Source organism: Lacrimispora sp. (assembly GCF_036758025.1).
Taxonomy (GTDB): Bacteria; Bacillota; Clostridia; order Lachnospirales; family Lachnospiraceae; genus Lacrimispora.
This window is the reverse complement of the sequence record NZ_DAIOXM010000016.1, coordinates 1-26,483: the sequence shown is the minus strand read 5'-3', so window position 1 is coordinate 26,483 and position 26,483 is coordinate 1. Positions and strand designations below refer to the sequence as shown.

The window sequence follows — 26,483 nt, the reverse complement described above, 5'->3', positions numbered from 1 at the left end:
AGTATATCCTTATTCTTGGAGTGATTGCTATGTTTTCTAAAAAACTATTACATGCAGATGTTTATCAATACAACACCTTGTCTGATGGCATAAAAAAAGTTTACACAAGTAATGATGAATTAAAAGAATATGGGAACAGAGGTATACTTAATCCAGATAGTGTTTCTTATTATAATTTGTTTATTAACGGTGTATTGCAGCCAAGGGTTAACTATGAAATTCAAAAAGATCTCCTTCTGCTTAAAACCGAAGATGTTCCTATCATAGGTTCCACTATCATTATTCTTTTCGTCGCCTTTAAAGACGAGGGATTCACGAACCTTAACTTTGCTGAAGCAAAAGGAACATTACCTTCCGGCCATATTTCCGTTGGACCGGTAACAGATGGGGGGATTTCCATTAAGGATACCGTTCCATCTTCCCTGAAACTGGAGAAGGTTATAAAAGCCGGTCCTGATTTTCTTCTCTCTGGTTATATAACCTGTTGGGAATTTATGCTTACAGTAAATAATACTGGCAATACGCCAATCAGTCATATCGTTGTAACTGATCAGATCTTATTAGATTCAATTTTAAATATAAAAAGCTTGTCCTCCTCTCATGGTAATATTTTAATTGATGAAGGGGTTATTAACTGGAATATAGACATGTTAGATGCAGGAGAATCTGCCACTGCGACTTTTATGGCAGAAGGTTACTTTTCTGCCAGCGGTATCCGCTGCCTCAGCAGCGGCCTTGCAGCCGGAAACGGTCCTTCGGGACCTATGAAAACCGATATCATTTGCACCGCTCCAATAAATGTAGGAAAAGGCTTAAACCTTAACACAATCACTACATGCGGCCCTGTAAAAGTGGATGTTAAGAAGAACAACACCTGGAGAGTTGAAATAAACTTATCCAATCTTAGTGATAATAAAATATTTGATATTTTTGTAGAAGATGTTTTGCTGATTGAAAACATCAGTTGTATTAAAATTGTCAGTGTATCTTATGGAACTGCTGTTTTAAAAGACAATAAGATTCTCTGGAGTATTGATATGTTGGACAAATCAGAGAATGCCATCCTTATAGCAGACATCATCGGCTCATTTTCTACAGATGGGATCAGAAGCTTAGATGCCGCTTCAGGAATTGGTCATATAGGTACGGGTAAATTATTAACAAATACTTCCCGGGATTTTCAAATCATAGTATCCCCGGCCACAGAACCGGTTAAAAAAGAATTATTGCTGCAAAATTTTGTATTAAATGAATCATTAACTGTACCTTTGGGCCAGGTTAAAAAATGGTGGTTTTCTCTAAAAATCACTAATCCCACAAATGATGTTTTAAAAAATATTATTGTAACCGATTATATCCTGCTTGATGAGCTTCATAGTGTATGTACGAAATCCATATCATCAGGCCATATTTCAGTTTCTGATAACTCTATCATCTGGAATATTGAAGAACTTCTTCCTTGCAGTACATTAACAGCCACCTTTAAAGTGGAAGGCTCTTTCCATGCTGCCGGCCTGCGTTCTCTCAGCAGAGCTATAGGAACGGCCTTAAGCCCAAATTCAGACGCTTGTATCATATCAAAGATATCTTCCGGATCATCAATCAGCGTTTGTGTTTGCAAGCATAATAAAAAAAGAATCCCTGTTGTGGGCAAAGCCTTTCCTCAATACAAACAAAAATATTGTGTTAAAGATGTTTGTGTGGATATGGCTGACCATGATTTTAAGAGTATTACTTTTAAACCTGGAGTTATCACTGAAAACTCTCTGACAATTACCGACCTGGAAGAGAAATCAAATTACAAAAAAGTCAGCTTCCTCTTAAAACTGCCTTTTGAAATAACAACTTCAAATAATACTGTCCTTGAAGGCAGTCTGTCAAATATAGAAGAGAACATTATTATGCTTTTCCCTGAATCAGAGGATGACCTATCCTCTCATGTTGTAGTGGAAACCAGTTCAGAGATTTTAGAAACTTTTATGGATCGAGACGGTGAATTATATTTTTCAGTCAAAGCATATATTATGATTAAAACAGCAGAAACTGTACAGACATTAATTCCTGAACTTGGATTTTATTCAGATCCTTCCGCCCGGGAAAAAAAGCTTAAAAATTCAGCCAATGTTTCCGGAAATAACCAGTGTGCGGATATATTCGGCAATCTGACTATAGAAAAATACATTGTATCAGGGCCTTTAGAAGTCAGCAGCAATACCCCCTATACCTGGAGAACCGAAATTAAGATAACAAACAACGGATATGGGCCGGTCAGTAATATTGTTATGAACGATCATTTGCTATTAGATACATTTGAAAATTTTCATATTGTCAGCCTTACACAAGGAACAGTAATCAGAAATAACGCTCAGATTATCTGGAATATAGGAACCTTAAATTCTTACAGCACCGCAGTAATGACGGCAGAAGTTACCGGATTCTTTTACAGCAAAGGGAATCGGATTCTTAATGCAGAAAACTATCAATATAACACTGTGTCCGACGGAATAAAAAAGGAGTTCACCTCTGATGACGAACTGGTTCTGTATGACAGACACGGCATACCTGATCCAAATAATGTGTCCTTCTTCAGTCTGTTTATCAATGGAGTATTACAGCCAGAACCTGTCTATACAGTAGAACCGGGGCTTTTAATCCTGAAAACGGAAAATGCACCTCAAGAAGGAGTACCTATTACTCTTGAATACTTAATTATAAAGGATGAATCAGGCCAGCTTTTGAAAGCAGAAACATATCAATATAACACGCTTTCAAATGGAGAGAGAATTTATACAAATTCGGATGAATTGACTATGTATGGTGACAAAGGAATCCTTGATCCCAAACAAACTTCCTATGAAAGTCTTTTTGTAAATGGAGTAATACAGCCCGGAATCAATTATATAGTAAAAGAAGGTATGCTTATATTAAGAATAGAAAGCACGCCTGCAAAAGAAATTCCTATTACAATACAATTTATTTCTTTATTCTCTTAAATGAACTGTTTTATGAGAAAACCATCATATTCTAAATATCATATGCTTTAACTATAAAAATGTATAGGAGTTTTATCAATGGACAATAACACGAAACTAATGAGCATTGTTTTTAGTTCGGAAGAAAACCCATTATTTACAAGAGAATATGCTTCTGACATTGTCTTATTCCAGACGTTTTCTACCGCACAGACCAATACAGCAATCTGGACACCAGATTCCGGTAAAAGTATATTTCTTACGGCATTTCAGGTCTCGGCTTCTGTTCCGCTGACTATTCAACTAAAGAGAGGAGGTAATAATTCTTTTTTGTCAATTATTCTTACAAGTACACTTGCCACTTATGGTGAAAGCTATCCTTCTCCAATTAAGTTTAACCCGGATGAAGGAATCTCTGTCACTACAAGTGCTGCAGGAACTGTAAATATTTCCCTCATGGGCTATGAATTTTAAGACCATGATAAAGCATCAGAGGAGGGTTGTATGGCCAAACAAATTATTCAAAAAAACAACAGTATGGTACAAGATAACCAACAAATTAATATAACCCTGGAAGAAAGCTCAGATATTATTAAATATGATAGTTTTGGTATTTTATCTATAAAAAAGAGTATTTGGGTTCCAGAGGCGCAGAAAAGCATTCTTCTCACTGCAGTGGAGGTATCAGCTCCACTGGATATATCCATTATACTAAGTGATGGCGATAATAACTTTCTCTCTCTGAGAGTAACGGAACTGCTCAGCACTGTAAGTCAGCGTTTCTCTTCCGCCTACAGGCTTAAAACCAACAATGCCCTTATGGTCAGCACATCTGATGAAAAAATAAAATGTAATACTTCCGGTGCTGTCAGTGCAGCACAAGTTGCTTATAACAGCAGAAGTGATTTCGTTAATGTTAATAATGCCGTCGGCCTTGCTAACGGAAGTCTCGCTGTTTTAAATTCAGGATTGCTTACTCAAACCAGGGGAAGGATCATTTTAGGATATAGTATGCTGCCATCAAACTATGCGTATTTAGAAATTACAAGTGTTGTGATTAAATATTATTGCCGCCTTAGTCTGACCCTGGCAGTGGGGGTCAGTTCAATGATAATCTATTGGCGGCCTGATTCCCAGGCAAACTGGACCGAATTACAGCAAATGAGCCTTTCCTTAATAGGAGCTATTGATTACTTAACAGTTCCGGTCACATATGACATAACCAATGCAGTACTGCAGGCATCTAATCCCTGGGAAGTAATCAGTAATATGCAGACATCATTTGTCGGAACTCACACCGGATTGGGGCTTGGAAATGCAGTGCAGCTGGATGCGGTAGAAGTTGAAATCTGTATGTCCGGCAAAAATCAGATTACACTTTATGGCTATGAAGTCTAGGTTGCATAATCCTTTCCGCCGCTTTCCATTCATGCGGCGGAGCAGCAACCTCCATTGCAATGAAGCCCGTGTACGCAGACAGCACATTCACCTAACTGATTCGTTTCACTATTTCCAGCATTTTCGGCAGACATGCATCAAAGAACATTTGGTATGACTGGCAAAAATACTGATGGTGGGCCTGGTCCGCCTGTCTGGTCCTTTTGCATCCTCCCCGGCAAAGTGCCTCGTACCTGCAATTTAAACAGGCGGTTTCTTTTTGCTGAGATTCTTTGATAAAACCAATCTGCTCTCTCACCTTGTCAATCTCTTCCACAGAATTCTCACAAAAATTCCCCAGCCTGTAGTGATCCGTTACATAAAAGTCGCAAGGATACACCGAACCGTCCGCTTCCACCACATACTGCTTTCCGCAGATTCCCTGCATGTCACAGGATTCAGGAAACTGCCCCAGAAGAATTCCAATGTAATTTTCAAAATGGCGGATGTAAGGCTGTTTACCTAACCGCAGATCTTCGTACCAGAGATCAAACAGATCAGTAAGAAACCTGCCGTAAGCCTCCGGAGTCAGGGAATATTCTCTTAAACCAGGCGGTTCCCCCATAGGATCCAGGCAGGAAATAAACTGTAAATAATTCAGGTGGTTTTTCCTGTAAAATTCATAGGTTTTCCGGATTGCAGGAGCCGTTGCTCCGTTTACCACTGACAGGATGTTAAACTCCACTCCTGCATTTTGAAGCAGCTCAATGTTTTTCATAACCTTGAAAAAGGTTTCTTCACCCTTTGTATTTTTCCGGTAACGATTATGGATTCTTGATCCTCCATCCAAAGATACGCCTATTAAAAACTTATTTTTAACAAAGAATTCCGCCCATTCCTGATTTAAATGATAGCCGTTGGTCTGTAATGCATTTTGAATTTTGACATGATTGATATTGTACTTTTTCTGAAAAAGGATAGTCTTTTCAAAAAAATCCAGACCGCACAATGTGGGCTCCCCTCCCTGGAAGGCAAAGGTACAGCTTCCTTTTGCATATGCAAGCACTTTTTGAATCACCTTTTCCAGAGTCTCAAGACTCATGAAGCCATAGGATGACTGTTCTCTCTTAGACATGGTATCGTAATAAAAACAGTAATCACAGCGCATATTGCAGTTACCGGAAGCGGGCTTTATCAGTACATTAATCGGCGGCATATCTTTCTCTCCTTTATACGGTTTTAATGCTTTCAGATTCTCTCCAAGACAGCTCCTAAAATATTATAGATATTGATTCCTGCTATGCCCCAGGTTGCTCCTGCGGCGGAGGCAAAACAGTCAATCCCTGATTTTTTAGTGCTCTGTCAGTCCTAGACGGATGTACTGTTCTTCCGGTGTATCGTTTTCTTTCATCAGCTTTTTGACCTGTTCTATCATCTGCCTCTCCAATTCCGGATTCTGAATGGGTTTCATCTGATACGGATCCTGCTGTAAATCATACAGCGCAGTTTCCGGCGGATTCTTTATTGAAGTATCCCCTGATGTGTCTTCGATGGACACTATTTTCATAACCGGAGTCTCTTTGGTAAAAGAAAATCCGGGGTGCCATTTCATAGTCCGCATTTCTTTAGGTGAAAACCGGCAGCGCATATGAGTGGGCATCTGTGTGTAATGATAAAGGGGACTGTTATCAGGTACAGGACTCCGCATATAAACATAACGGCCATCCGTGATATTGACCTGCCCGCCGAACATCCCAAACAGCGCATAATCCCTCACCGGCTCATCTCTAAGGATTACAGGCGTTAAGTTCTTTCCCTGCATGTCCCCAGTCGGTTCCTGTCCAAAGAAATTCAGCAGAGACACGGATAAATCAATATTCTGAACCAGCGAATTTCTCCGTTCCCCGCAGATGCCAAACCTGGGATCCCAGACAAAAAGAGGAATATGAACCGTCTCATTATACCAGGGATGAACACTTTTGGCCCATAGGTCATGCTCTCCCAAAAGAAATCCATGATCTGTATTCACAATCACCATGGTGTCCTTCCACATATCGTTGTCATCCATAAAATCCAGGAACCTTCCAAGATAAGCATCGCACATGGAAAGGAGTGCGGCATATTCATACCGGCAATGTTCCACCTGTTCTCTGGTTTCCTGCACCTTTCCGTACTCGGGCCAGTCGAATTGGGGACCGCCATACCGGTGAGGGTATAGCTCTTTATATTTCTCCATGGTGTAAAACGGTTCATGAGGATCAAAGCATTCCCAATGAAGAAACCAGTTGTCTTCTTTCCTGTTTTTTTCAAGAAAATCCAGCCCCAGTTCAAATACCTGAGCCAGAGGATGCTTTTCCTCGCTGTCCATATACGTCCTGTTTATCAGGTCCTGCCTCCACATACGTCCCAGATGCTCCGGCACTTCCGGGTCTTTCACCTGCCCTTTCCAGCAGTCACCTTCCTGTCCCCGGACGATCTCCCATGAATGAAAGCGGTTATGGTATGTGGCACCGCCATCCTCCCAGTAATGCTGATGGTCACTGATCATGTGAGTATAGACCCCCTTCTGGCTCAGCATTTCCGGTACGGAATCATCAAAAGGTTCCAGAGGCCCCCAGCCCCGGTGAAGAAAATTATAACGGCCTGTGTGCAGCTCTCTTCTGGCTGGCATACAGGGAAGACTTCCGGCATAACAGTTGTCAAACGTAACAGTCTTTTCTGACAATCTCTTAAAATTGGGGGTTTTCGTCCAATCACAGCCATAAGGAGACAGCATTCTGCGATTGAGAGTATCAAACAGTAACATTATTGCTTTCATACTTGCATTCCTTCCTCTCTACCACCATTTAATCAACTCAGTCACCTGATTTCGTACATCAATGAATTCCGGTGATACCACATTTCTGGGCTGAGGAAGTTTGTTGGGGAGTTTTTCCTTAATCGTCGTAGGCTTGTTTGTCAATACCAGGATATTCTCGCTTAAATAGACAGCCTCTTCAATGTTGTGAGTAATAAAAATAACTGTTGTTCCTGTCTTTTTCCAAAGATTCAGCAGTTCATCTTCAAGCTTGAACCGCAGTTCCACATCAAGCTGACCATATGGTTCATCCATGAGAAGCAGTTCCGGCTTTACGGCAAATGCCCGGGCAATTACCACCCGCTGCAGCATGGAAGTAGAAAGCTCTACCGGATAATAATCCTTGTACTTTGTCAGACCTACCATTTCCAGGACTTCCGCCACTTCCTTTTGAATTACATCTTTGGGCACCTTCTTCATCTTCAGTCCAAAGGCCACGTTCTGTTCCACTGTCAGCCATGACATGGTGGAATACTCCTGAAAAATATAGGCTACATTATGCTTTTTTAAGTTTACCGGCTCTCCATTAATTAAAATCTCTCCCCGGGTAGGTTCATATAATTTGGTAATACAATTTAAAAAGGTGGTTTTTCCACATCCGGTGGGTCCTACGATACAAAGAAACTCTCCTTTTTTTACTTCAAAGGAAATATCATTTAAAACCAGCAGATCACCGAATTGCTTTGTCATATGGTCTACCTTAACCTTAATGTCTTCCATAGTTCCACCTCCTTACAGTGTTTTATCTACGACCGCACTGATCTCCTCGCGCAGCTTAAGAAATTCAGGGTCTACATAATCCCTTGGACGAGGCAGGGATATCTGATATTCCTTTTTGATGGTTGTGGGGCAATTGGACAATACCACAATCCGGTCTGCCAGATAAATGGCTTCTTCAATGTTATTGGTTACAAAGACCACCGTCCGTTTTTCTTTCTCCCAGATGCGGATTAAATCTTCCTGCATCAGATAACGGGTCTGGGCATCCAGATGTCCGAAGGGCTCATCCATAAACAGTACGGCCGGCTCGTTGCAGTAAGCACGGGCAATTCCAACTCTTTGCTGCATTCCGCCGGACAACTGGTTAGGGTAGGAATTCTCAAACCCTTCCAGCCCCACCAGACGGATATAATATTCTGCCAGTTCCCGGCGTTTCTTCTTGTTCATCCCCCGGACTTTGGGACCGTATTCCACATTTCCCATAACGGTCAGCCAGGGAAATAATGCAGTCCGCTGGTAAACAACGCCCCTGTCCGGGCCGGGTTTCTCCACTTTTTTGCCGTCAACTGTAATCTCTCCGTCCGAAACAGTTTCAAGGCCGGACATACAGTTAATCAAGGTGGATTTTCCGCACTGTCCGGGTCCAAACAGGACAAGCAGTTCATTTTCCTCTACTGTCAGGCTCAAATCATCAATTACATGCACCTCGCCTCTGGCCGTATGAAATACTTTCGATACATGATTACAGGCAATAATATCTTTTCTCATTTTCCTCTCACACTCCAACTGCAAAGTTTTGCTTCAATTGCCCTCATGGCAACAGCTAAAATATAGCCTACTATTCCTACTGCCATGATTCCTACCATGATCTGAACCGTGCTGTTGGAATCCTGTCCTTTAATAATGACCCAGCCAACACCTTCTGACGAACGGACCATCTCTGCCGCCACAACAGTTGCCCAGGCAGAGCCCACGGCAATTTGCAGACCGGCAAAAATATGAGGAATGCAGGAAGGCAGAACAATGGTGCTGAACACCTGACGGTCATTGGCTCCCAGCATCCGTGCCGCTCCCATAAGGGTCGGGTCCACGGAACGGACACCTGCATAGGCATTCATGGTAATGTTGGAAAATGCCGCCAGGAATATCAGAAAATACTTGGAGGGTTCCCCCAGCCCGAACCACACGATGGAAAGGGGAATCCATGCAATGGGGGGGATTGGACGGATCAGTTCATAAAGCGGGCGGAACAGCGCTTCTATTGGTTTTGACCAGCCCATCAAAATTCCTGTAATAATTCCTGCCAGAGAACCCAGAACAAATCCAATCATAACCCTGGTTAAGCTCCAGAAGATATGGCTTTGTATGGTATTGGTTCCAATAGGCTCCACAATACTGGATACAAATTTATTAAGAACCGTAACTGGCCCTGCCATGACAATTCCCGCTTTTGTGAAAGAGACTACTAACTGCCACAAGCAAAGAAACAGAAAAATAGCAATTGCGGCACAAATGGTTTTCTCATACCGTTTCGCATCCCGGAAGCGTTTGTTCATTCCTTTCTCACTCCTTTCACCACCTGCTCCTCAATCAGAGTGAGAATCCAGGAAAACAGTGCACCAATGGTTCCAATAGCAATCATACCGCAGATAATGATATCCGGACGGTAGATTCCCCGGGCCTGCTGAATCATATATCCCAGTCCCTTGGTGGAGGCCAGCATTTCTGCCGCTACAATGCAGGTCCAGGAGGCCCCCAGAGCCACCCTCACGCCCGTCATCACAAGCGGCAGGGAAGTAGGAACGGCAATGTTCTTAAGCATCTGAAAATTAGAAGCTCCAAAGGTCTGTCCCACCCATAAATGCACGTCTTTCGTCTGCCTCACTCCTGTGTAGCTGTTCAGCACACAGGGAACAAATGCCGACAAGAACACCGTCACAATTTTTGATGTGATTCCGATTCCAAAAAGAAGGATCATAAGGGGAATCCATGCAAGCCCTGGTATGGGGCGGATCAAATCAAATACAGGCCGCACAAATAAATCAATTCTCTTATACCATGCCATAAATATCCCAAGAGGGGTTCCCACCAGCACTCCCATCGCCCATCCGCTCATGGCGATTTTTAAGGAAGACAGGATATGCTGGGGCAGAGTTGCACCATCAGGTGCGGTGGAAGTAAGTTTTTTTACAAATGTTGCCCCAATTGTCACCGGTCCCGGCAGGGTGGAGCTTTTGGTCATCTTTAAGACGTCACAGCACAGCCACCAGATACCAATAAAGAACAGAACTGACAAAACAGAGAGCCACCAATAGTTGTTTTTCTTTTTCACGATTTTCCGCCTTTCGGATTCCCCATTGGAATTACTTTATTGTAATTCCTGCTGCTTCAGATACATAGGTTGAGTCAATGGACTTTTCCACGTTGGGCGCATTGTCTGCCACGATCTTTTCAGCTGATACCAGGAAGTCTGTAATAGCAAGCCAGGCTTCTCCCAATTTGTAACCATCGCGGCTCATAAATGCCGTACCTACATACTTTCTGTCTTCAATCTCTTTTTTTAAGTTTTCTTCTGTAAAATCCTGTCCGTTGTCTGTATAGAATTTCTTTGTATACTCATACCTGGTATTTTCATCCTGCAAGTCATCCATAGCTCTTACCAGGCATTTCACAAATTTTGCCACATCCTCGGAACGGTTTTCTACTACTTCTCTTCTTGCAAAACTGCCGTCACACATATTGACTCCGGTGGCATCTTCAAAGGAGCAGACTTTCGTATACCCTAAATCTTCCATCTGGTAGCTGTAAGGAGGATTCATGGCAGCAATATCACCTTCTCCTGTCTGGAATGCCTGAAATGCAGATGCATACTCCATGTTCACCTGCTCCACATCTGTGGGGGACAGACCAAACTTTGCGGCATAACACTCTGTCATGTACTGAACTGCCGTTCCCAGAGGCTCAAGAATCTGTTTGCCCTTTAGCGTCTCTGCACTGCCGTATATATCAGGTTCTTCAGTCAGATTTTTTCCTGCTGCCACAAGTTCGCTGTCAGAGCGTGCATAAAGTCCCATACCTCCTGTCGTATTTACATCTGCCAGCCATACGCAGTCTGCATTGGCAAGAGAATAAATAGAAGCAAAGCCAGAGCATGCAATATCCAGTTCCTCTGCAGCAATTGCCTCATTTACCGGGGCTCCTGTAGCAAAGTATTCCAGACTTACATTTAATCCCTCTTCTTCAAACCAGCCCTGGTCTGCCGCATACTGAGCCGGAACTCCTACGGAAAGAGGAAGAACCCCCACTCTTAAAACCTCACCGCCAGACTCCGATCCTTTCTTTGATTCCGTGCCGTCTGTCTTTGCCTCCGCAGCCTGTGTTGCATCGCCGCCTGCCTTTGCGCCCCCACATCCAGTCATGGAAACCGCCATAACGGCTGCCAATGCCAGAGCTGCCATTGATCTTCCTGTCATGTACCCTCTTTTTTTCATGTTTACCTCTCCTTTTTCCCAAAAGATTGTTTGCGTGCTCGATAACGCTAATCTCAATATAGTTGACTGCCACTGATTTGTCAATATTTTTTCTTTAAACAAGCTTTTTTTGTATGTTTCGCCGTATTTTTACTTTTATTTTTGTTTATAATTACAATAATACATCGTATTATTTTGCTTTTTTATTTTACTTTTTACAATCCCGGAACACTTCTTTTTTGTTTTGCGTTATCGAAAACACTTCCAAGGCTTTTATCCCCTCATTTTCTTGACACTTTTCCCGCACTTTGTTAATATAGAGTCATCTTATAGGGATGGAATACAATCATTGGAGGTTGACAATGGGGATTACGCAGAAACAAATTGCAGAATTAGCCGGAGTTTCCATCGGAACAGTAGACCGGGCACTTCATGACCGGGGACGGGTGGATCCGAAGGTTGCGGTAAGGATCAAACAAATAGCAAAGGAACTTGGTTACCGCCCTAATTCCGTAGCTCAGAGTCTTTCAATCCTTAAACGGAACTTAAAGATAGGAGTTATACTGCATATTCAGAGCCATAACGCTTTTTTTGACGATATTATTCGGGGAATTTTAAAATGCAAAGAAGAAATTTCTGATTTCGGCATTGCCGTAGAGATCAAAGAATGCCCTGATTTCAATGCCAGGGAGCAGTTAAAGCTGATTAATCAGGCAGTGGAGGAAGGCATAAGCGCCATTGCCATTGTTCCCATTAACCATCCGGTCATTAAAGAACGTCTTAACGAACTACATAAGCAGCAGTTTCCGGTAGTTTTTCTGACCAATATCATTGATGACACGGAATATTTAAGCTTTGTGGGCTGTAACTACAACCTGACCGGCTCCATAACCGCCGGCCTTTTAAATCTGGTATGCCCAAAGAGCGGAAAGCTGCTTTTGTTCTCCCCCAGCTTTCAGATGCTGGGACACATACACCGAATGAATGGATTGAAGACATCGCTGGAGCAGGAATATCCCCAGATCCATCTTCAGGATGTGATTGAGATGACCGGCAATGATATAAAGGATTACCAGCTGACCAGAAAGGCTCTGGAGGAATTTCCGGACACCAATGTAATCGTCTGCCCCGGCGGTTACAGCTGCGGAAATCTCCAGGCCATTCAGGAAATGGGCTATTTCAAAAGCTCCCGGATTATCTGTTACGATTCTTCCGCTGAAATTGAAAAAGAGCTCCGGAACCGGAACATCACAGCCACCATCATTCAGCAGCCTCAGCTTCAGGGTTACACGGCTGTAAGAACACTGTTTGAATATCTCTCTTCCGGAAAATCTCCCGCTTCCAAAAATCAGTTCATCCAGACCCGGATCATATTAAAGGAGAATCTTTCCGAAATTTAATCATATCCGCAGAGAATCATTGCGAAATTGAGATGGAAGAACGTATCTTTCAGGAATATCAAACTGTCAAAATACGAAACATTAACAAGCCTTTGGATACATCCAAAAAACAGGATAGATCATGATTCATTACCGATCTATCCTGCTCTATTATGATGAAGATTTAATCAAACTCTGATACCAGTAAAAACTGTCTTTTGGAATCCGTCTCTGGGTTTCATAGTCTATATAAACAATTCCAAACCGGTCATCATAGCCTTTTTCCCATTCAAAATTATCCATAAAGCTCCATAAAAAGTACCCTTCCACTTCTGCTCCGTCTGATATGGCGCGCTCCAGTTCCGATAAGTGCCGTGTCACGTAATCTATTCTGCCCGGATCGTGAACAAAGCCGTCTAATGATATGATATCCAGGGCAGACATTCCATTCTCTGTGATAAACAAAGGAAGATGGTAAGTTTCATAAAAATTCTTCACTGCCCAATACATAGCCTTAGGAGTAATGGGCCATCCCATCCCTGTTTTACCATGGCCGGCAGGAAGTTTTCCAAGAACTGCTTCTCCGGTTCCACCAAGGCTCACTGAAGTTCCCTGATAGAGATTCATTCCGCAAAAATCCAGGGGCTGACTTATGAGAGCCTGCTCCTGTCCTGTCAGTTCCGGTAAATCTTCACCGAACAAGGTTTTGCACTGCTCATGAAATCTTCCATTTAAAAAGAGTTCATTCCAGAATGCAGAAGAATAAAGCCAGTCATTTATATTTATGGAGTTCTGCAGTTCTTTCGCTTTTGCTGCCAGAAAATCAGTCTCTTCCAATGGCCAGTAAGCATTGCCGCAGGTTGGTGCATATCCTACCCTGCAATCCGGAGCCAGTTCCCGCAGCTTTATTACAGATTTCCCGTGAGCCAAGGCTATGTTCCTGCACATGGCAAGGATTCTTCCTGTGGGATATTTAATTCCAGGAGCATGGGTGCATTTATCATATCCAAGCCAGGTAAATATCTGTGGTTCGTTGAAGGTAATGTAATTTTTCACCCGGTTCCCAAATGCACTTGCTACAGCCTCTGTATATGCAGCAAACCAGTTGGAGCTTTCGGGATTCAGCCATCCTCCCTGCATTTCCAGTTCATTGGGATAATCCCAATGAAATAAGGTGACATATGGAGTAATCTGATGTTTCAAAAGTTCATCTACCAGATCAGAGTAAAACTGTATGCCCTTTTCATTTACTTCTCCGGTTCCATGAGGTATAATTCTGGGCCATGAAATAGAAAAACGATAAGCTTTTACACCAAGCTCTGCAAGTAATGCCACATCTTCTTTCATGCGATGGTAATGATCACACGCCACCTCTCCGGTATGCCCTTCAAAAATTCTGTTATTCTCTTTTGTAAAAATATCCCATACAGACAATCCTTTTCCATCTTCAAAGGCTGCTCCTTCGATTTGATAGGACGAGGTTGCAGTACCCCACACAAAGTCTTTTCTCCAGTTCATCTTTTATCCTTTCACACTTCCTGCAGTTACTCCTCCGATAATCAATTTAGAGAGGCATAAATAAATTATGGCAACCGGTACAATAGCAATGGTAATCAACATGTAAACCTGGCCCATATCAAATTTCAGAAAATCCGCACTCCGCAGCTGAGCAATTAATATGGGGAGCGTTTTCTTTTCATTGGTTTTCAGTACAAGGGAGGGAACAAAATAATTGTTCCAGGAAGCCACAAATGCAAAAATTCCCTGTACTGCCAAAGCCGGTTTTACAATGGGAATTACAATATAATTGAATGTGAAAAATTCATTAGATCCATCAATCCTGGCTGACTCTACTATTTCCAAAGGTAAATTACTTTCAAAGTAAGACACCATAAAATAAAACACAACAGGAGCTGCCATAGAAGGAAGGATCAGAGGAATGAAGCTGTCCATAAGCCCCATTTTACCAATCAACCTTAAAAAACCGAGAGTTGTAACCTGTGTGGGAATCATCATAATGAGAATGATAAAGAGATAAACTGCGTTTCTGAATTTAAAATCATATGCATGGATTGCATAAGCTGTAAGTGCCGATACATATACTGACAGGGCTGCAGAAACACCGGCAATGAACAGACTGTTGATAATTCCATGGAGGACAGGCAGATTCTTGTTGTGAAGTACATGATATAAATTAGAACCAAATGATTTACCTGGCACAAATGAGAATCCCTTTGCAATTTCCGGATGGGATCTGGTGGCATTAATGATCAGACAATAAAAGAAGAAAAGGCATAAAAAGGTCAAAATTGACAGCACGGCATATATGATTGCCTTTTTCAAATTTATCGCTTTTCTCATTATCTTGATCCTCCTCTCTTTTTACCTGACCCTGTCAGTATAAAGAATACCACAAGGCTGAGTGCTGCTGTAATGATAAACAGTATCACGGATAATGCCCCCGCCATACCATAGTTTTTACTGTATAAGTGATTGTTTAAAAACATGATTAATGTCATGCTGGTCCGGTCCGGGGCCCCTTTTGCATTGGTCAATACCTGCGGGACATCAAACATCTGAAGTCCGCCGATCAGTGAAGTAATTAATACATAAATGAATATGGGTTTTATCGTTGGCATTGTTATTTTGGTAAATATCTGAAAAGGTTTTGCACCATCAATGGATGCCGCTTCAAACAAAGCAGCATCAATGCCGAGAATAGCCGCCATAAGAAGTATGGTGGTATTTCCAAACCACATCATAAAATTCATAAGGCCGATCAGACCTCTGGTTCCCCAAACTGTAGCCAGATAACGGATAGGGCTGTCTGTTGCACCCATCTTTATAAGAAGGTTATTCATTGGACCATCATCTGAAAACAGAGCGAAAAACAGCATTGCAAAAGATGCTGCCATAATTACGTTGGGAAGATAAATAACTGTTTTAAAAAAGCTGCTTCCTCTTAATCTCATTCGGAAATCAGCAAACCAGACAGCCAGAATCAGAGAAATGATAATCTGGGGAATAAAGCCGATAATCCAGAGAATGATGGTATTGCCAAAGTACTTCATGAGATCGCTCTGAAAAATGGTGATGTAATTTTCAAATCCAACGAAGTTAGGTCCGATCTGAGTCAATCCTGAACGGTAATTTTCAAACATGCTGTTATAAACCGTATTTACCAGAGGAATAAAGGAAAACACAAAATACGTGGCAAAAAACGGTATCAGAAATATGTATCCCCATCTGGAGTAGCTGATCTTTTTTCCGGCCTTTGCCTTTTTTTCTTTTACCATGGTAGAGCCTCCTGTTTTCATACAGGGCGGGATAATCCCGCCCTGTACCATACTTCTACTCTGTCTCTAAATCCGGATATTTTTCTTTGATTGACGTGTAGAAATTCTTAAATGCTGTATCTTTATCAACGGTCCCGTCGAAATAATCATGCATTGCCGTCTGAAGACTTTCATTCAGTCCCTGATCGTAAGGAGAAATTTTGCTCATATCGATCTTATCAGCAGCATCACAATACATCTGAAGAGGATTCTGTCCTCCAAGAAATGCTGACTTATAATCGCTCTTTGCCAACGCTTCCATAACAACTTTATTATTCACAAAGTCATTCTTTTCTTCTACAATCTTTTTCATGGTTGCATCATCACTGCAGATTGTTTTCATAATGTCCGCTATAATATCTGCATTATCTGTTCCGTTTGCTGCGCAAATCCAGGTTCCGCCCCAGTTATAGGATTCCGGTCCGATGGTTGCAGCCCAGTCGCCATAAACGCCGTTGCCTATTTCCTGTTTACCGCCGTCAGCTTCCGCTTTTTCAAGGGAATTCTTTGCAAGTACGAAGTCTACGCCCCATGCCGGCATGAAATATCCAAATACCTTGCCTTCAGGTCCCTGTCCGGAAGCCCACTCAGCGGCCCAGAGTATGGTATTCTGATTGTAACCTTTTTCTGTATAAGCCTTGGTCTGATCGATCCATTGTTCTAATTTGGCATCAATTACTACTTTCTTTCCATCTACCCACGGAGCAGACACATTGTTAGAGAAGGTACGATAGGTATCATCATAACCGGATACCATATAATATCCTTTTTCTTTCATCTGAGCGGCTGTTTTATCAAAGGAATCCCAATCACTGATTGCCTTTTGAACTTCTGCAGGATCATCGGTTCCTAAAACATCTTTGGCAATGGAACGGCGGTAGATATAAAGCCCGGGACAGCCCTGCCATGAAATACCCTTCTGAGCACCATTTGTATCCTGTGCAATTACTTTTGTGTAATCATACTGTTTTGACATATCCTCATCTGTAATTCCAATCTCCTTTAAATCAAGGGTATAATCAGAATTAACATACTTCAGAATATAATCTGCTTCAACCAGGAACATATCCACTTTATCATCAGTCTTTGCTTCATTCTGATTTAACAGAGCTTCATCAAGGGCATTCTGATAGGCATTGTTTTCACTGGGTGTCATTACAAAATTAACCGTATAACCAGCCGGAAGCTTGGAAGCATAATAATCTTCATATCTGTCTTTGAATTCATCGTTCCAAACATAGATATTAATAACTTTCCCCTCTTCACCGCCTGACTGGCTCTGCGCTTCTGTTTTTTCCTCTGCTGCCTTGGCAGTTGTCTCTGCAGCTTTGCTTCCGTCCTGGCTTTGTGCGCTCTTGGAGGAACAGCCGGCTGCCAATGAAGCCGCCATTACTGCGCATAGTAATCCGCTTACAACTTTCTTCTTCATATTTCCCTCTCCTTTTCTGATATTACTATCATGAAATATTAGCGTTACCAACCGATTCCCCTGTAATCAGCTCTCCTTCTACAATAATCTGTTCCGTAAGAGTCGTCTTGGGTTTTTCGATCGTGCTTATTAATTTTTTAGCGGCCTGCATACCAATTTCCGCTGTATCCTGGCGAATGGTAGTAAGCCTGGGGTTTAATAACTGGGATATTCTGCTGCCATCGTAACCGACAATGGAAATATCATCCGGAACCCTTAAATTTCTTGCCCGTATTTCATTGAGACCGCCGATCAGTGCAGTATCATCCGGATATAAAATACAGGTAGGAGGATCTTTTCTGTCTAACAGTTCCCTGGTGCATGCCATAGCCTGACTGACATCCAGATAATCCGCCTCCAGTACATAATCATCAGGTACTGAAAGCTCCTGACTTTCAAGGAAACGGTAGAAGCTGGTGAGCCTGGCCTTTGTTACAGTCGTGCTCATCTGTCCATGTATGTAGGCAATCTTTCTATGCCCTTTCTCATAGACGTATTCCATCAGGTTCTGGATTCCTTTTATGTTGTCAGATAAAACAGAAGAACAGTTTTCATTTATGTGATCGATGGTAATTACGGGAATGTCTCCGTTTAAAAGATCGATTACTTCAGGATTGTCAAATTTTACACAGGCAATCACCACTCCATCTACATTCCTGTATTTACAGTGGTCATAATAGGAAACCTTCTTTTTTCCTATCTGCCCATTGATAAATGTAATGTCATACCCCTGCTTTTCTGCTTCTACCTTAAACCCCTCCAAAACCGCGGCAAAGTACTCATGAGTCAGGCCGCTGTTTGCCTCATCTACAAATAAAACTCCAATGTTGTAGCTTCTATTTGTTTTTAAAGATCTTGCTGCAGCATTAGGATAGTATCCCAGTTTTTCCGCTGCATTTTTGACCTTTATTTTAGTGCTCTCCCCGATGTCACTCTGATCATTGAGTGCCTTACTCACTGTGGCAACGGATACTCCGCAGTGCTGTGCCAGTTCTTTCATAGAAATCATATGTCTCACCCTTTTTAACTTAATCGTTTTCGTACTTTCACTATACGCCTTTTTTGCATAAAAATCAATATATTTTTAATTTTCGTCTATTTTATATAGTTTATATTGAATTTATTTATACATTTTTACCAATAACATCAAGGGTTTAAATTAAGATTTTATTCTTTATAAAAATTCTTCTTGTATTTTTTCTTAATCCGCGATATTATGACCGTATAACTCCCTATAATCCTTCTTAATCGTTTTCGAAAAATGTCGTTTTAAGGGTTTGGGTCATTCAACAGGAAGGAGTTATTCAATTATGAAATATGGATATTTTAATGACCAGGATAAAGAATATGTAATTACTGCCCCAGATACTCCTCTGCCATGGATCAATTATCTGGGGAGCGAGGATTTCTTTTCTTTGGTTTCCAACACCGGAGGCGGTTACAGCTTTTATAAAGATGCAAAGATGCTTCGGCTGACCAGGTATCGTTATAATAATGTTCCTCTGGACAGCAATGGCCACTACTATTACATCAATGAAAATGGCACCGTCTGGAATCCGGGATGGCAGCCATCAAAGACTCCCCTTGATTTTTACCAATGCCGGCATGGTCTTGGAGTGACCCGTCTCACCGGGAAGAAAAACGGCTTATGTGCTTCTGTAACAGCCTTTGTGCCTTTAGGGGATTCCTGCGAAATCAATCAGGTGACACTTAAAAATGAAAGCAGCCAGTCCAAAGATTTTACGCTTTATTCTTATGTAGAATTTTGTTTATGGAATGCAATGGATGATATGACCAACTTTCAGCGGAATCTTAATATCGGTGAAGTTGAGGTGGAAGGTTCTGTCATTTACCATAAAACAGAGTACAGGGAAAGAAGAAATCATTATGCCTATTATTCTGTCAATACAGACATTCAAGGTTTTGATACAGATAGAAACACCTTTACAGGCATGTATGGTTCTAATGAAAATCCAGCTATGGTACAGAACAACCGTTCCGGCAATTCTATGGCAAGCGGCTGGTCTCCCATCGGCTCACACCGGATCCTGCTTCATCTTGAGCCCGGTGAAGAAAAAACCTTTGTCTTTATTCTGGGTTATGCGGAAAATGAACAGGAACTAAAATGGAGCGCTCCTGGAATTATCAATAAAGAGCCCTCCAATACTGTGCTTGAAAAATACCGCACTGCTTTGGACGTTAAAATTGCCCTCGAAAAACTGAAGCAATACTGGGACGATCTTCTCTCCATATATAACGTAACCCTGGAAGAAGAAAAAACAGCACGCATGGTTAATATATGGAACCAGTATCAATGCATGGTAACCTTCAATATGTCCCGTTCTGCTTCCTATTACGAGTCAGGAACAGGCAGAGGCATGGGATTTCGGGATTCCTGTCAGGACTTGCTTGGATTCGTCCACATGATACCGGAACGTGCTAGAGAACGAATTATTGATATCGCATCAACCCAGCTTTTAGATGGAAGCGCATATCATCAATATCAGCCTCTTACCAAAAGAGGCAATATGGACATTGGAAGCGGTTTTAATGATGATCCTCTCTGGCTGATCGCAGGTGTTTCTGCATATATCCGTGAAACCGGAGACTGGGATATCTTAAAGGAAGATGTTCCTTTTGATAATGATGCCAGCAAAAGCCAACCTCTTATGGAGCATTTAAGACGATCGTTTGAATTTACAAGGTCTCATTTAGGACCCCATGGGCTTCCTCTGATCGGACGCGCCGACTGGAATGATTGTCTGAATTTAAATTGTTTTTCAACGGAACCAGGGGAATCATTTCAGACGTCAGGCCCCTCGGAAGGACCTGTTGCAGAATCTCTCATGATTGCGGGAATGTATGTGAAATACGGAAAAGAATATGCTGAAATCTGCCGCTTAACCGGACTGGAGGAGGAAGCCTTGGACGCAGAGGCTTCTGTAAAAAAGGTATATGATGCTGTCATTGAATCCGGCTGGGATGGCGGCTGGTTCCTGCGTGCTTATGATGCGTTGGGAAATAAGGTTGGTTCCAAAGAGTGCAGGGAAGGTCAGATCTTTATTGAACCTCAGGGATTTTGTGTTATGGGCGGAATTGGAATTGAAGAAGGCCTTGCAGAAAAAGCTCTGGACAGTGTAAAGGAACGGCTCGATACTCCTTACGGCATTCTTCTCCTTCAGCCGGCTTACCAGACCTATTATAAAGAACTGGGAGAAATCTCTTCCTATCCGCCGGGATACAAAGAAAATGCAGGAATCTTCTGCCACAATAATCCATGGATAGCTATTGCGGAAACCATAATTGGCAGAGGCAACCGTGCATTTGAAATTTACCGGAAAACGGCACCTGCCTATACGGAAGAAATCAGTGAAATACACAAAACAGAACCATACTGTTATGCGCAAATGATAGCTGGAAAAGATGCTGCCAACTTGGGGGAAGCAAAAAACAGCTGGCTGACCGGTACTGCGGCCTGGACCTTTGTCTGTATCTCGCAGTACATTCTTGGCATCCGTCCAAGCTTCCACGGTTTAATTGTGGCCCCCTGTCTTCCGGATTCAATCAGGGAGTTTTCTGCTGTCCGCAAATACCGGGGGGCAAGCTACCATATCCATGTAATAAGAAAAGGGGAGACTGGAAATAGAATTTCTTCATTTCTGGTAGATGGAACTTCTATTGAAGGAAATGAGATTCCATTCCGGGAAGGAAAAAAAGAATACCATGTTAATCTGACACTGGAATAATATGAGGATATCCCCTTCTACGAGTCTAAAAGATCGTAGTTTGGGGACACCCTCATTAAGTGCAACGTATTATATTATTGTACCAACCGGAGGATTTTATCATCCCCGGGATTAGGAAGCCCTCTGCCATCCAGGTTACTGGTTGTAAGGTATATAGAACCATCTTCCGCCTGATAAGCTTCCCTTAATCGTCCGTAATTACCTTGCAATAACGGTTCCACATTAACCACTTGTGTTCCGGATTCATCGAAGGTGATTGCCAGGAGTACATTCCCCCGGAGTGTGGATACAAGCAACTGCCCCATTCTGGGGCCTTCGGTTACAAAGGCAATTCCCGAGGGGGCCCAAGTATTATCCCCACTTTGTATGACAGGCTTAATAAAATCATATCCCTGCATTTCCTCATCACCTGTAACGAGAGGCCAGCCATAGTTGCCGCCCGGCTGAATAAGATTAATTTCATCATGGGCTGTTTCTCCATGATCCGAGGCATATAACATCCCCCTGTTATTCCAGGCCAGGCCCTGAGGATTTCTAAGTCCCAGAGCGTAAACCGGTGAACCCTGAAAGGGATTATCAGGCGGAATACTTCCGTCTGTTCCAATCCGCAGAATCTTACCTGCCAGACTGTTTACATCTTGTGACAGATAACGTTCACCAGCATCCCCGGTAGTTATATACAGATAACCATCGGGTCCAATTTTTATCCTTCCGCCATTATGGTTCTGGCCTGCAGGAATTTGGTCCAAAATAATTTCCTCTCCGGATGCTGTATTGTCCTGGATACGCATACGTACCACACGGTTGTAAAGTCCTCCGTTTTCCCTATAAGTATACATGAGATAAATATATCCGTTTGAAAGAAAATCCCTGTCCAAAGCAAGCCCCATAAGCCCGCCTTCTCCGGTACTGACAAAAGGAGAATTGAATGTATGCACCGGTACAGGATTTAATATCCCGTTTTCTATGACATGCAAGCTTCCGCTGCGCTCCGTAAAAAACAGCCTTCCGTCTTCACTGATGTCTATTGCCCAAGGTATACGGAGGTCTTCTGCAATAGTCTGAATCTGAAATGAAGAATTCCAAAAATTAAGTATACCTAACTGATCATAATACTCTTCGTATAATCTGATAAACCTTCCGCTAAGCATGGCTTCTTCCTTCATATGCTTTACCGGCATTGCCCGCCGTTTCTTTCCTAGTACTATATGTAAGGAAACAGGGTTTTGTGCCCAGTATGCACTCATCCCCGCCAAAAGTACAATGCTGTTAAAACATTGATTCCGGCGGGGATGTTCTTATTTACGATTGAAGTGGTTGATACCTAGTATAATCCTGTCATTAATCCAATACCAAGCATGCCTAAAGCTACTATTATACAAGATGCAATAGACATAATTACTCCTACTTTTGCAAAGTCTTTGATTGAAAAATAACCGGCAGAATATGCAATTACGTTTGTTGGAGTAGAAGTAATTAAAATAAATGCCAGAGAAGTTGCTAATGCTGCAGGAAATGCAACAGATAATGTAGGAACTCCAATAGTCATAGAAAGCTGTATAACAATTGGAATAACAATACTTGCAGATACAGTAGCACTTGAAAGAGCAATATTCATAAACGATATACTTAATACAACAACAAAAATCATCATAAAGGTACCAAATTCACCTATGCTTCCTAATAAACCAAGAGCGATCCAGTTTGCAACTCCGGTATCATAAAGCAGCGTACCAAGTGATATACCGGAAAGAACTAATATGATACTGCTCCAGGACATGTCTTTTTCAATTTCTTTATATTTTGTTTTACTGGCACCCGGAAAGAAAAACAGCATTGTGGTACAAATAACAGGCAATGAAATAGGAATGGAAACGCCTAGTAATTCTGATAATTGAGGAGAAAATATCCAAAGTAAAACTGTAACTATAAAAACAATCAGGGTTAGTTTTTCATCGCGGCTGAACTTAGGTTGATTTTTTGCTTCACTTTTAATTTCTTCATTTGTCTTTTTAAGATACTTAATTTCAGGTTTAAACATTAATAAGAGCAGCCCCCATGCAACAGGAATATGTACTAATGAAATTGGAACCCCATATATCATCCAATCTAAGAATGTCACTTCAATTCCCGCCATATCTTTCATAAAACCAATTGCTAATGGATTTGGGCCGTTTCCTGCAGGAGTTCCAAAGCCTCCTATTAAACTGCCCCATGCAACAGAAATGAGAAGAGCCTTACCAAAATTACTTTCCATTGGCTTTACTCCTTCTTCATCTAAAAGGGATTTAGCCAGGGGCATAAGCATAGCAGCAACAGCCATATTTGAAATCCACATGGACAATAAAGCACCTACTGTTATAAAGCCCAATAAAATGTATTTTGTATTATTTCCGGTTACTGAAAGACAACTGATAACAATTCTTTTTCCAAGTCCTGATTTATTGATAAATGCACTGAGAATAAATACACCTATAAAAAACACAACATTATTATTACCAAAACCCACTTTAACAATATTAGGAAAGGAATCAATTCCAGTCAATGCCAACAGCACCATTGCCAGTAAACCTGTAAAGTGAAAAGGAATTGCTTCTGTTATCCAAAGTATGAGAGAGAAAACTAAAACAGCCAGTGCTTTTTGTCCTTCCGCTGTTAACGGTGCATCCTGTATATCTGTAAAAGATGCCGGCAAGTTAATACTCATAATAAATATCAACACAACAATACTAATACCTATATAAATCCATCTTTTTGAATCTAAAGATAAACCATTTGATTTACCGGGTACGTTTTCTACATTTTTCATTACCTATCTCCTTTTAGTTATTCACCCTGATTTTTGTGCAACTTGACACACCAATACCATTCGATAATCCCCCCATAAATTTAAATACTGATTAATTATTGTTTTGACATTTCGTTTAACAGCTTTTCCGGGTTCGCCGGAAGTGAAGTGATACGCACCCCAACCGCATCATAAATTGCATTAATAATTGCCGGTATCGTTGGCAGCGGAGCCGGTTCCCCAATTCCTTTTGCTCCAAGAGGGCCAAAAGGATCTATGTCTTCCACTACGCTGGAGTGAAACATTGGGACATCCACACTGGTAGGCAGAATATACTTTGCAAAATCCTTATTTACAGGTATGCCTTCTGAAAATTCAAAGTTTTCCATTATGGCTTGCCCAACACTTTGAACGGCACCACCTTCAATCTGCCCTTCAATACCCTGAGAATTTATTGCTCTTCCAACATCATGAGAAGCCCAAATACCAAGGACATGAACCTCTCCTGTAGATGAATCAACAGCGACCTCTGCAATCTGAGTTCCAAACACATATGCCTGCCAAGGTTTGCCTTTACCATCTATAGGGTCTATGGCTTCATGATGAGCTGTAAAAGTGCCTGAACCCAAAGGAACGATACCTCTGACTTTTTTACAAATATCTACTGCCTCTTTAAGCGAAAGATTATAATTGGAATGTCCTGGTACAAAAATTCTTCTGTTTTTCATATATATTGAGGATGAATTAACATTCCAATATGCTGCAATTTCTTTCATGAACTTTTCTTTTACATCTCTGCAAGCGTTTAAAACTGCATTACCAATCATATAGGATTGTCTGCTTGCTCCGGCATGAGCTGCTTCAGGAGCTCTCGCCGTATCATTATCCCCAATAATAATATCCTCAGGATACATTCCAAGTTCATCTGCTGCAATCTGTGTTAAAACAGTCAAAATGCCTTCGCCAAGCTCAGTAACACCGGTTAATATTTTAGCAGTACCCCCATCATCAATTTCAACAAATGCACCGGCTTTATCAACAGTTGCGGCACGTCCTATTCCATACCATGAAGTTCCGACACCACGGCCATATTTAAACCTTGATTTGCAAAGTTCAAGTGCAGCCGGAGATTTAAACTCACTTCCCGGTATAAAAGGTTCTGCAACCTGATCGCCTTTTAAATCTTTTCTCACCTGGCCTCTTATATTGGAAGGACCTGATTCCCATTTGGCTATTTGAGCACATTTTTTTAATGTTTGTGAATAAGCTACCCTGCCTAGTACCTGCTGAGTATGAGTTGTACCTCCATCCTTTAATCCGTTTATTAAGCGGAGTTCAATAGGATCGATTCCCAAACGCTGTGAACAAATATCAATCGTGGATTCAATTGCAAAAGTTGGCTGTAACACCCCAAAAGTTCTCATTGCACCGGAAGGAGTATTGTTTGTATAATAGCCTTTGGAAATAACCTTTACATTATCAATTTCATAAGGGCCTGCTCCTAACATTGCCGCTTTTGCTACAGTTCCTTTCGTTGAAAAACAGTATGCTCCCCCATCTGCTTTTATATCAATTTCTATAGCTTGTATTTTGCCATTCTTATTTACTCCAATTTTATGATGAAGGAATACGGGATGGCGTTTCGCACTGCCAATCATGGAATCTTTTCTGGAAAAGACCAGCTTCACAGGACGTTTTGTTTTAAGTGCGGCAATAGCAAGAATTCCTTGATAAATCATGTCTTCTTTCCCGCCAAAACCTCCGCCTACAGGTGTCATAATAACCCTGATTTTGCTTATAGGCATATTTAAAATCTTTGCTAAAAGCATACGGTGGTGCGTAATATCCTGATCACATGATTTTACGACCAATACACCATCGGGATCTAAATATGCAAGACCTGCTTCCGTTTCAAGATAGGCATGTTCCACACATTGAGTGGAATAATCTTGTTCTATAATTACATCACTATTGCTAAAACCGCTTTCAACATCTCCTTTTATAACAGATGTTGTACTGACTATGTTATTGGGATGATCTTCGTGAAGGACTGATTTACAATTTACCGCCTCTTCAACGCTGGAAACTATGGGAAGTTTACTATATTCAATTTCAATTAGTTTTTCAGCTTCCTCAGCTTCCTCTAAAGTTTCTGCAACAATAGCTGCAACCGGTTCGCCGTAAAAGCGAATTTTATTCTTTGCTAAAACAGGTTGATCGTGATAGTAAACTCCAAACCCATCCTCTCCGGGTACATCCTGGCTGGTAATAACAGCTTCAACACCGGGCATTTTTAATGCCTTTTCGTAGTCAATACGTAAAATATCAGCATGAACTTCTTTGCTTCTAACAAGGTGCATATGAAGCATTC

At 41.6% G+C, this 26,483-nt stretch carries 20 protein-coding genes; 5 read left to right on the top strand and 15 right to left on the bottom strand.

What is annotated here, in order from left to right:
* The first annotated feature begins 29 nt into the window (after window positions 1-29).
* From V7M78_RS13920 to V7M78_RS13910, 3 genes are all read left to right on the top strand, one after another.
* On the top strand, window positions 30-2,993 hold the full coding sequence (locus V7M78_RS13920) for a DUF4183 domain-containing protein (protein ID WP_333650537.1): 2,964 nt from the start codon (window positions 30-32) through the stop codon (window positions 2,991-2,993).
* A 78-nt stretch (window positions 2,994-3,071) separates the two neighbouring features.
* Entirely contained in the window at window positions 3,072-3,446 is a 375-nt protein-coding gene (locus V7M78_RS13915; RefSeq protein WP_333650535.1) for a hypothetical protein, read from the top strand.
* Between the two features lie 30 nt (window positions 3,447-3,476).
* Complete coding sequence (locus tag V7M78_RS13910) at window positions 3,477-4,370, top strand: hypothetical protein (protein WP_333650533.1); 894 nt, start codon at window positions 3,477-3,479, stop codon at window positions 4,368-4,370.
* Window positions 4,371-4,461: 91 nt separating this feature from the next.
* Here V7M78_RS13910 and V7M78_RS13905 read toward each other — a convergent pair whose 3' ends face one another.
* The 7 genes from V7M78_RS13905 to V7M78_RS13875 form a co-directional block, all read right to left on the bottom strand.
* Window positions 4,462-5,565 carry an anaerobic sulfatase maturase gene (locus tag V7M78_RS13905; protein WP_333650531.1) on the bottom strand — a complete coding sequence of 368 codons (1,104 nt, stop codon included), beginning with the start codon at window positions 5,563-5,565 and terminating at the stop codon, window positions 4,462-4,464.
* A gap of 135 nt (window positions 5,566-5,700) precedes the next feature.
* Entirely contained in the window at window positions 5,701-7,167 is a 1,467-nt protein-coding gene (locus V7M78_RS13900; protein ID WP_333650529.1) for a sulfatase, read from the bottom strand.
* Between the two features lie 18 nt (window positions 7,168-7,185).
* Window positions 7,186-7,926 (bottom strand): ABC transporter ATP-binding protein, encoded by a 741-nt coding sequence (locus V7M78_RS13895; protein WP_333650527.1) that lies wholly within the window; start codon window positions 7,924-7,926, stop codon window positions 7,186-7,188.
* 12 nt (window positions 7,927-7,938) lie between these two features.
* On the bottom strand, window positions 7,939-8,694 hold the full coding sequence (locus V7M78_RS13890; protein WP_333650525.1) for an ABC transporter ATP-binding protein: 756 nt from the start codon (window positions 8,692-8,694) through the stop codon (window positions 7,939-7,941).
* A complete protein-coding gene (locus V7M78_RS13885; protein ID WP_333650523.1) occupies window positions 8,691-9,482 on the bottom strand; it encodes an ABC transporter permease in 792 nt (263 codons plus the stop codon). Before V7M78_RS13885 ends, V7M78_RS13890 begins: the two co-directional genes overlap by 4 nt.
* Entirely contained in the window at window positions 9,479-10,258 is a 780-nt protein-coding gene (locus tag V7M78_RS13880) for an ABC transporter permease (RefSeq protein ID WP_333650521.1), read from the bottom strand. The genes V7M78_RS13885 and V7M78_RS13880 overlap by 4 nt, the downstream gene beginning before the upstream one ends.
* Before the next feature lie 31 nt (window positions 10,259-10,289).
* Window positions 10,290-11,417 carry an ABC transporter substrate-binding protein gene (locus V7M78_RS13875; protein WP_333650519.1) on the bottom strand — a complete coding sequence of 376 codons (1,128 nt, stop codon included), beginning with the start codon at window positions 11,415-11,417 and terminating at the stop codon, window positions 10,290-10,292.
* Window positions 11,418-11,758: 341 nt separating this feature from the next.
* Here V7M78_RS13875 and V7M78_RS13870 point away from each other — a divergent pair, with 341 nt between their 5' ends.
* A complete protein-coding gene (locus tag V7M78_RS13870; RefSeq protein WP_333650516.1) occupies window positions 11,759-12,796 on the top strand; it encodes a LacI family DNA-binding transcriptional regulator in 1,038 nt (345 codons plus the stop codon).
* Window positions 12,797-12,946: 150 nt separating this feature from the next.
* Here the strand turns inward: V7M78_RS13870 and V7M78_RS13865 are convergent, their stop codons facing one another.
* From V7M78_RS13865 to V7M78_RS13845, 5 genes are read right to left on the bottom strand one after another with little or no spacing between them, the layout of a single operon-like run.
* The gene (locus tag V7M78_RS13865; RefSeq protein WP_333650514.1) at window positions 12,947-14,293 is read right to left on the bottom strand and encodes a GH1 family beta-glucosidase; all 1,347 of its coding nucleotides are present in this window, start codon (window positions 14,291-14,293) and stop codon (window positions 12,947-12,949) included.
* 3 nt (window positions 14,294-14,296) lie between these two features.
* Window positions 14,297-15,136, bottom strand: a complete 840-nt coding sequence (locus V7M78_RS13860) for a carbohydrate ABC transporter permease (protein ID WP_333650512.1) — start codon at window positions 15,134-15,136, stop codon at window positions 14,297-14,299.
* Window positions 15,136-16,071 (bottom strand): carbohydrate ABC transporter permease, encoded by a 936-nt coding sequence (locus V7M78_RS13855; RefSeq protein WP_333650510.1) that lies wholly within the window; start codon window positions 16,069-16,071, stop codon window positions 15,136-15,138. The genes V7M78_RS13860 and V7M78_RS13855 overlap by 1 nt, the downstream gene beginning before the upstream one ends.
* 55 nt (window positions 16,072-16,126) lie before the next feature.
* A complete protein-coding gene (locus V7M78_RS13850; RefSeq protein ID WP_333650508.1) occupies window positions 16,127-17,539 on the bottom strand; it encodes a carbohydrate ABC transporter substrate-binding protein in 1,413 nt (470 codons plus the stop codon).
* Window positions 17,540-17,567: 28 nt separating this feature from the next.
* Window positions 17,568-18,611 carry a LacI family DNA-binding transcriptional regulator gene (locus V7M78_RS13845; RefSeq protein ID WP_333650695.1) on the bottom strand — a complete coding sequence of 348 codons (1,044 nt, stop codon included), beginning with the start codon at window positions 18,609-18,611 and terminating at the stop codon, window positions 17,568-17,570.
* Between the two features lie 277 nt (window positions 18,612-18,888).
* Between V7M78_RS13845 and V7M78_RS13840 the strand changes: the two genes are divergently transcribed.
* The gene (locus V7M78_RS13840; RefSeq protein ID WP_333650506.1) at window positions 18,889-21,324 is read left to right on the top strand and encodes a GH36-type glycosyl hydrolase domain-containing protein; all 2,436 of its coding nucleotides are present in this window, start codon (window positions 18,889-18,891) and stop codon (window positions 21,322-21,324) included.
* Window positions 21,325-21,398: 74 nt separating this feature from the next.
* Here the strand turns inward: V7M78_RS13840 and V7M78_RS13835 are convergent, their stop codons facing one another.
* The 3 genes from V7M78_RS13835 to V7M78_RS13825 all read right to left on the bottom strand — a co-directional run.
* Window positions 21,399-22,505, bottom strand: coding sequence for a PQQ-dependent sugar dehydrogenase (locus tag V7M78_RS13835; RefSeq protein ID WP_333650504.1), 1,107 nt, complete (start codon window positions 22,503-22,505; stop codon window positions 21,399-21,401).
* A gap of 143 nt (window positions 22,506-22,648) precedes the next feature.
* A complete protein-coding gene (locus V7M78_RS13830) occupies window positions 22,649-24,133 on the bottom strand; it encodes an SLC13 family permease (protein WP_333650502.1) in 1,485 nt (494 codons plus the stop codon).
* Between the two features lie 95 nt (window positions 24,134-24,228).
* Window positions 24,229-26,483 (bottom strand): xanthine dehydrogenase family protein molybdopterin-binding subunit (locus V7M78_RS13825; RefSeq protein ID WP_333650500.1); only part of this gene is annotated, 2,255 nt, incomplete at its 5' end.

Excerpts from the sequence above, each read along its gene's own strand:
- V7M78_RS13895 (WP_333650527.1), bottom strand. The coding sequence starts at position 7,926 with ATGGAAGACATTAAGGTTAAGGTAGACCATATGACAAAGCAATTCGGT.
- V7M78_RS13920 (WP_333650537.1), top strand. The coding sequence starts at position 30 with ATGTTTTCTAAAAAACTATTACATGCAGATGTTTATCAATACAACACC.
- V7M78_RS13885 (WP_333650523.1), bottom strand. The coding sequence starts at position 9,482 with ATGAACAAACGCTTCCGGGATGCGAAACGGTATGAGAAAACCATTTGT.
- V7M78_RS13865 (WP_333650514.1), bottom strand. The coding sequence starts at position 14,293 with ATGAACTGGAGAAAAGACTTTGTGTGGGGTACTGCAACCTCGTCCTAT.
- V7M78_RS13870 (WP_333650516.1), top strand. The coding sequence starts at position 11,759 with ATGGGGATTACGCAGAAACAAATTGCAGAATTAGCCGGAGTTTCCATC.
- V7M78_RS13840 (WP_333650506.1), top strand. The coding sequence starts at position 18,889 with ATGAAATATGGATATTTTAATGACCAGGATAAAGAATATGTAATTACT.
- V7M78_RS13860 (WP_333650512.1), bottom strand. The coding sequence starts at position 15,136 with ATGAGAAAAGCGATAAATTTGAAAAAGGCAATCATATATGCCGTGCTG.
- V7M78_RS13905 (WP_333650531.1), bottom strand. The coding sequence starts at position 5,565 with ATGCCGCCGATTAATGTACTGATAAAGCCCGCTTCCGGTAACTGCAAT.
- V7M78_RS13875 (WP_333650519.1), bottom strand. The coding sequence starts at position 11,417 with ATGAAAAAAAGAGGGTACATGACAGGAAGATCAATGGCAGCTCTGGCA.
- V7M78_RS13890 (WP_333650525.1), bottom strand. The coding sequence starts at position 8,694 with ATGAGAAAAGATATTATTGCCTGTAATCATGTATCGAAAGTATTTCAT.
- V7M78_RS13835 (WP_333650504.1), bottom strand. The coding sequence starts at position 22,505 with ATGCCGGTAAAGCATATGAAGGAAGAAGCCATGCTTAGCGGAAGGTTT.
- V7M78_RS13900 (WP_333650529.1), bottom strand. The coding sequence starts at position 7,167 with ATGAAAGCAATAATGTTACTGTTTGATACTCTCAATCGCAGAATGCTG.
- V7M78_RS13850 (WP_333650508.1), bottom strand. The coding sequence starts at position 17,539 with ATGAAGAAGAAAGTTGTAAGCGGATTACTATGCGCAGTAATGGCGGCT.
- V7M78_RS13915 (WP_333650535.1), top strand. The coding sequence starts at position 3,072 with ATGGACAATAACACGAAACTAATGAGCATTGTTTTTAGTTCGGAAGAA.
- V7M78_RS13855 (WP_333650510.1), bottom strand. The coding sequence starts at position 16,071 with ATGGTAAAAGAAAAAAAGGCAAAGGCCGGAAAAAAGATCAGCTACTCC.
- V7M78_RS13830 (WP_333650502.1), bottom strand. The coding sequence starts at position 24,133 with ATGAAAAATGTAGAAAACGTACCCGGTAAATCAAATGGTTTATCTTTA.
- V7M78_RS13910 (WP_333650533.1), top strand. The coding sequence starts at position 3,477 with ATGGCCAAACAAATTATTCAAAAAAACAACAGTATGGTACAAGATAAC.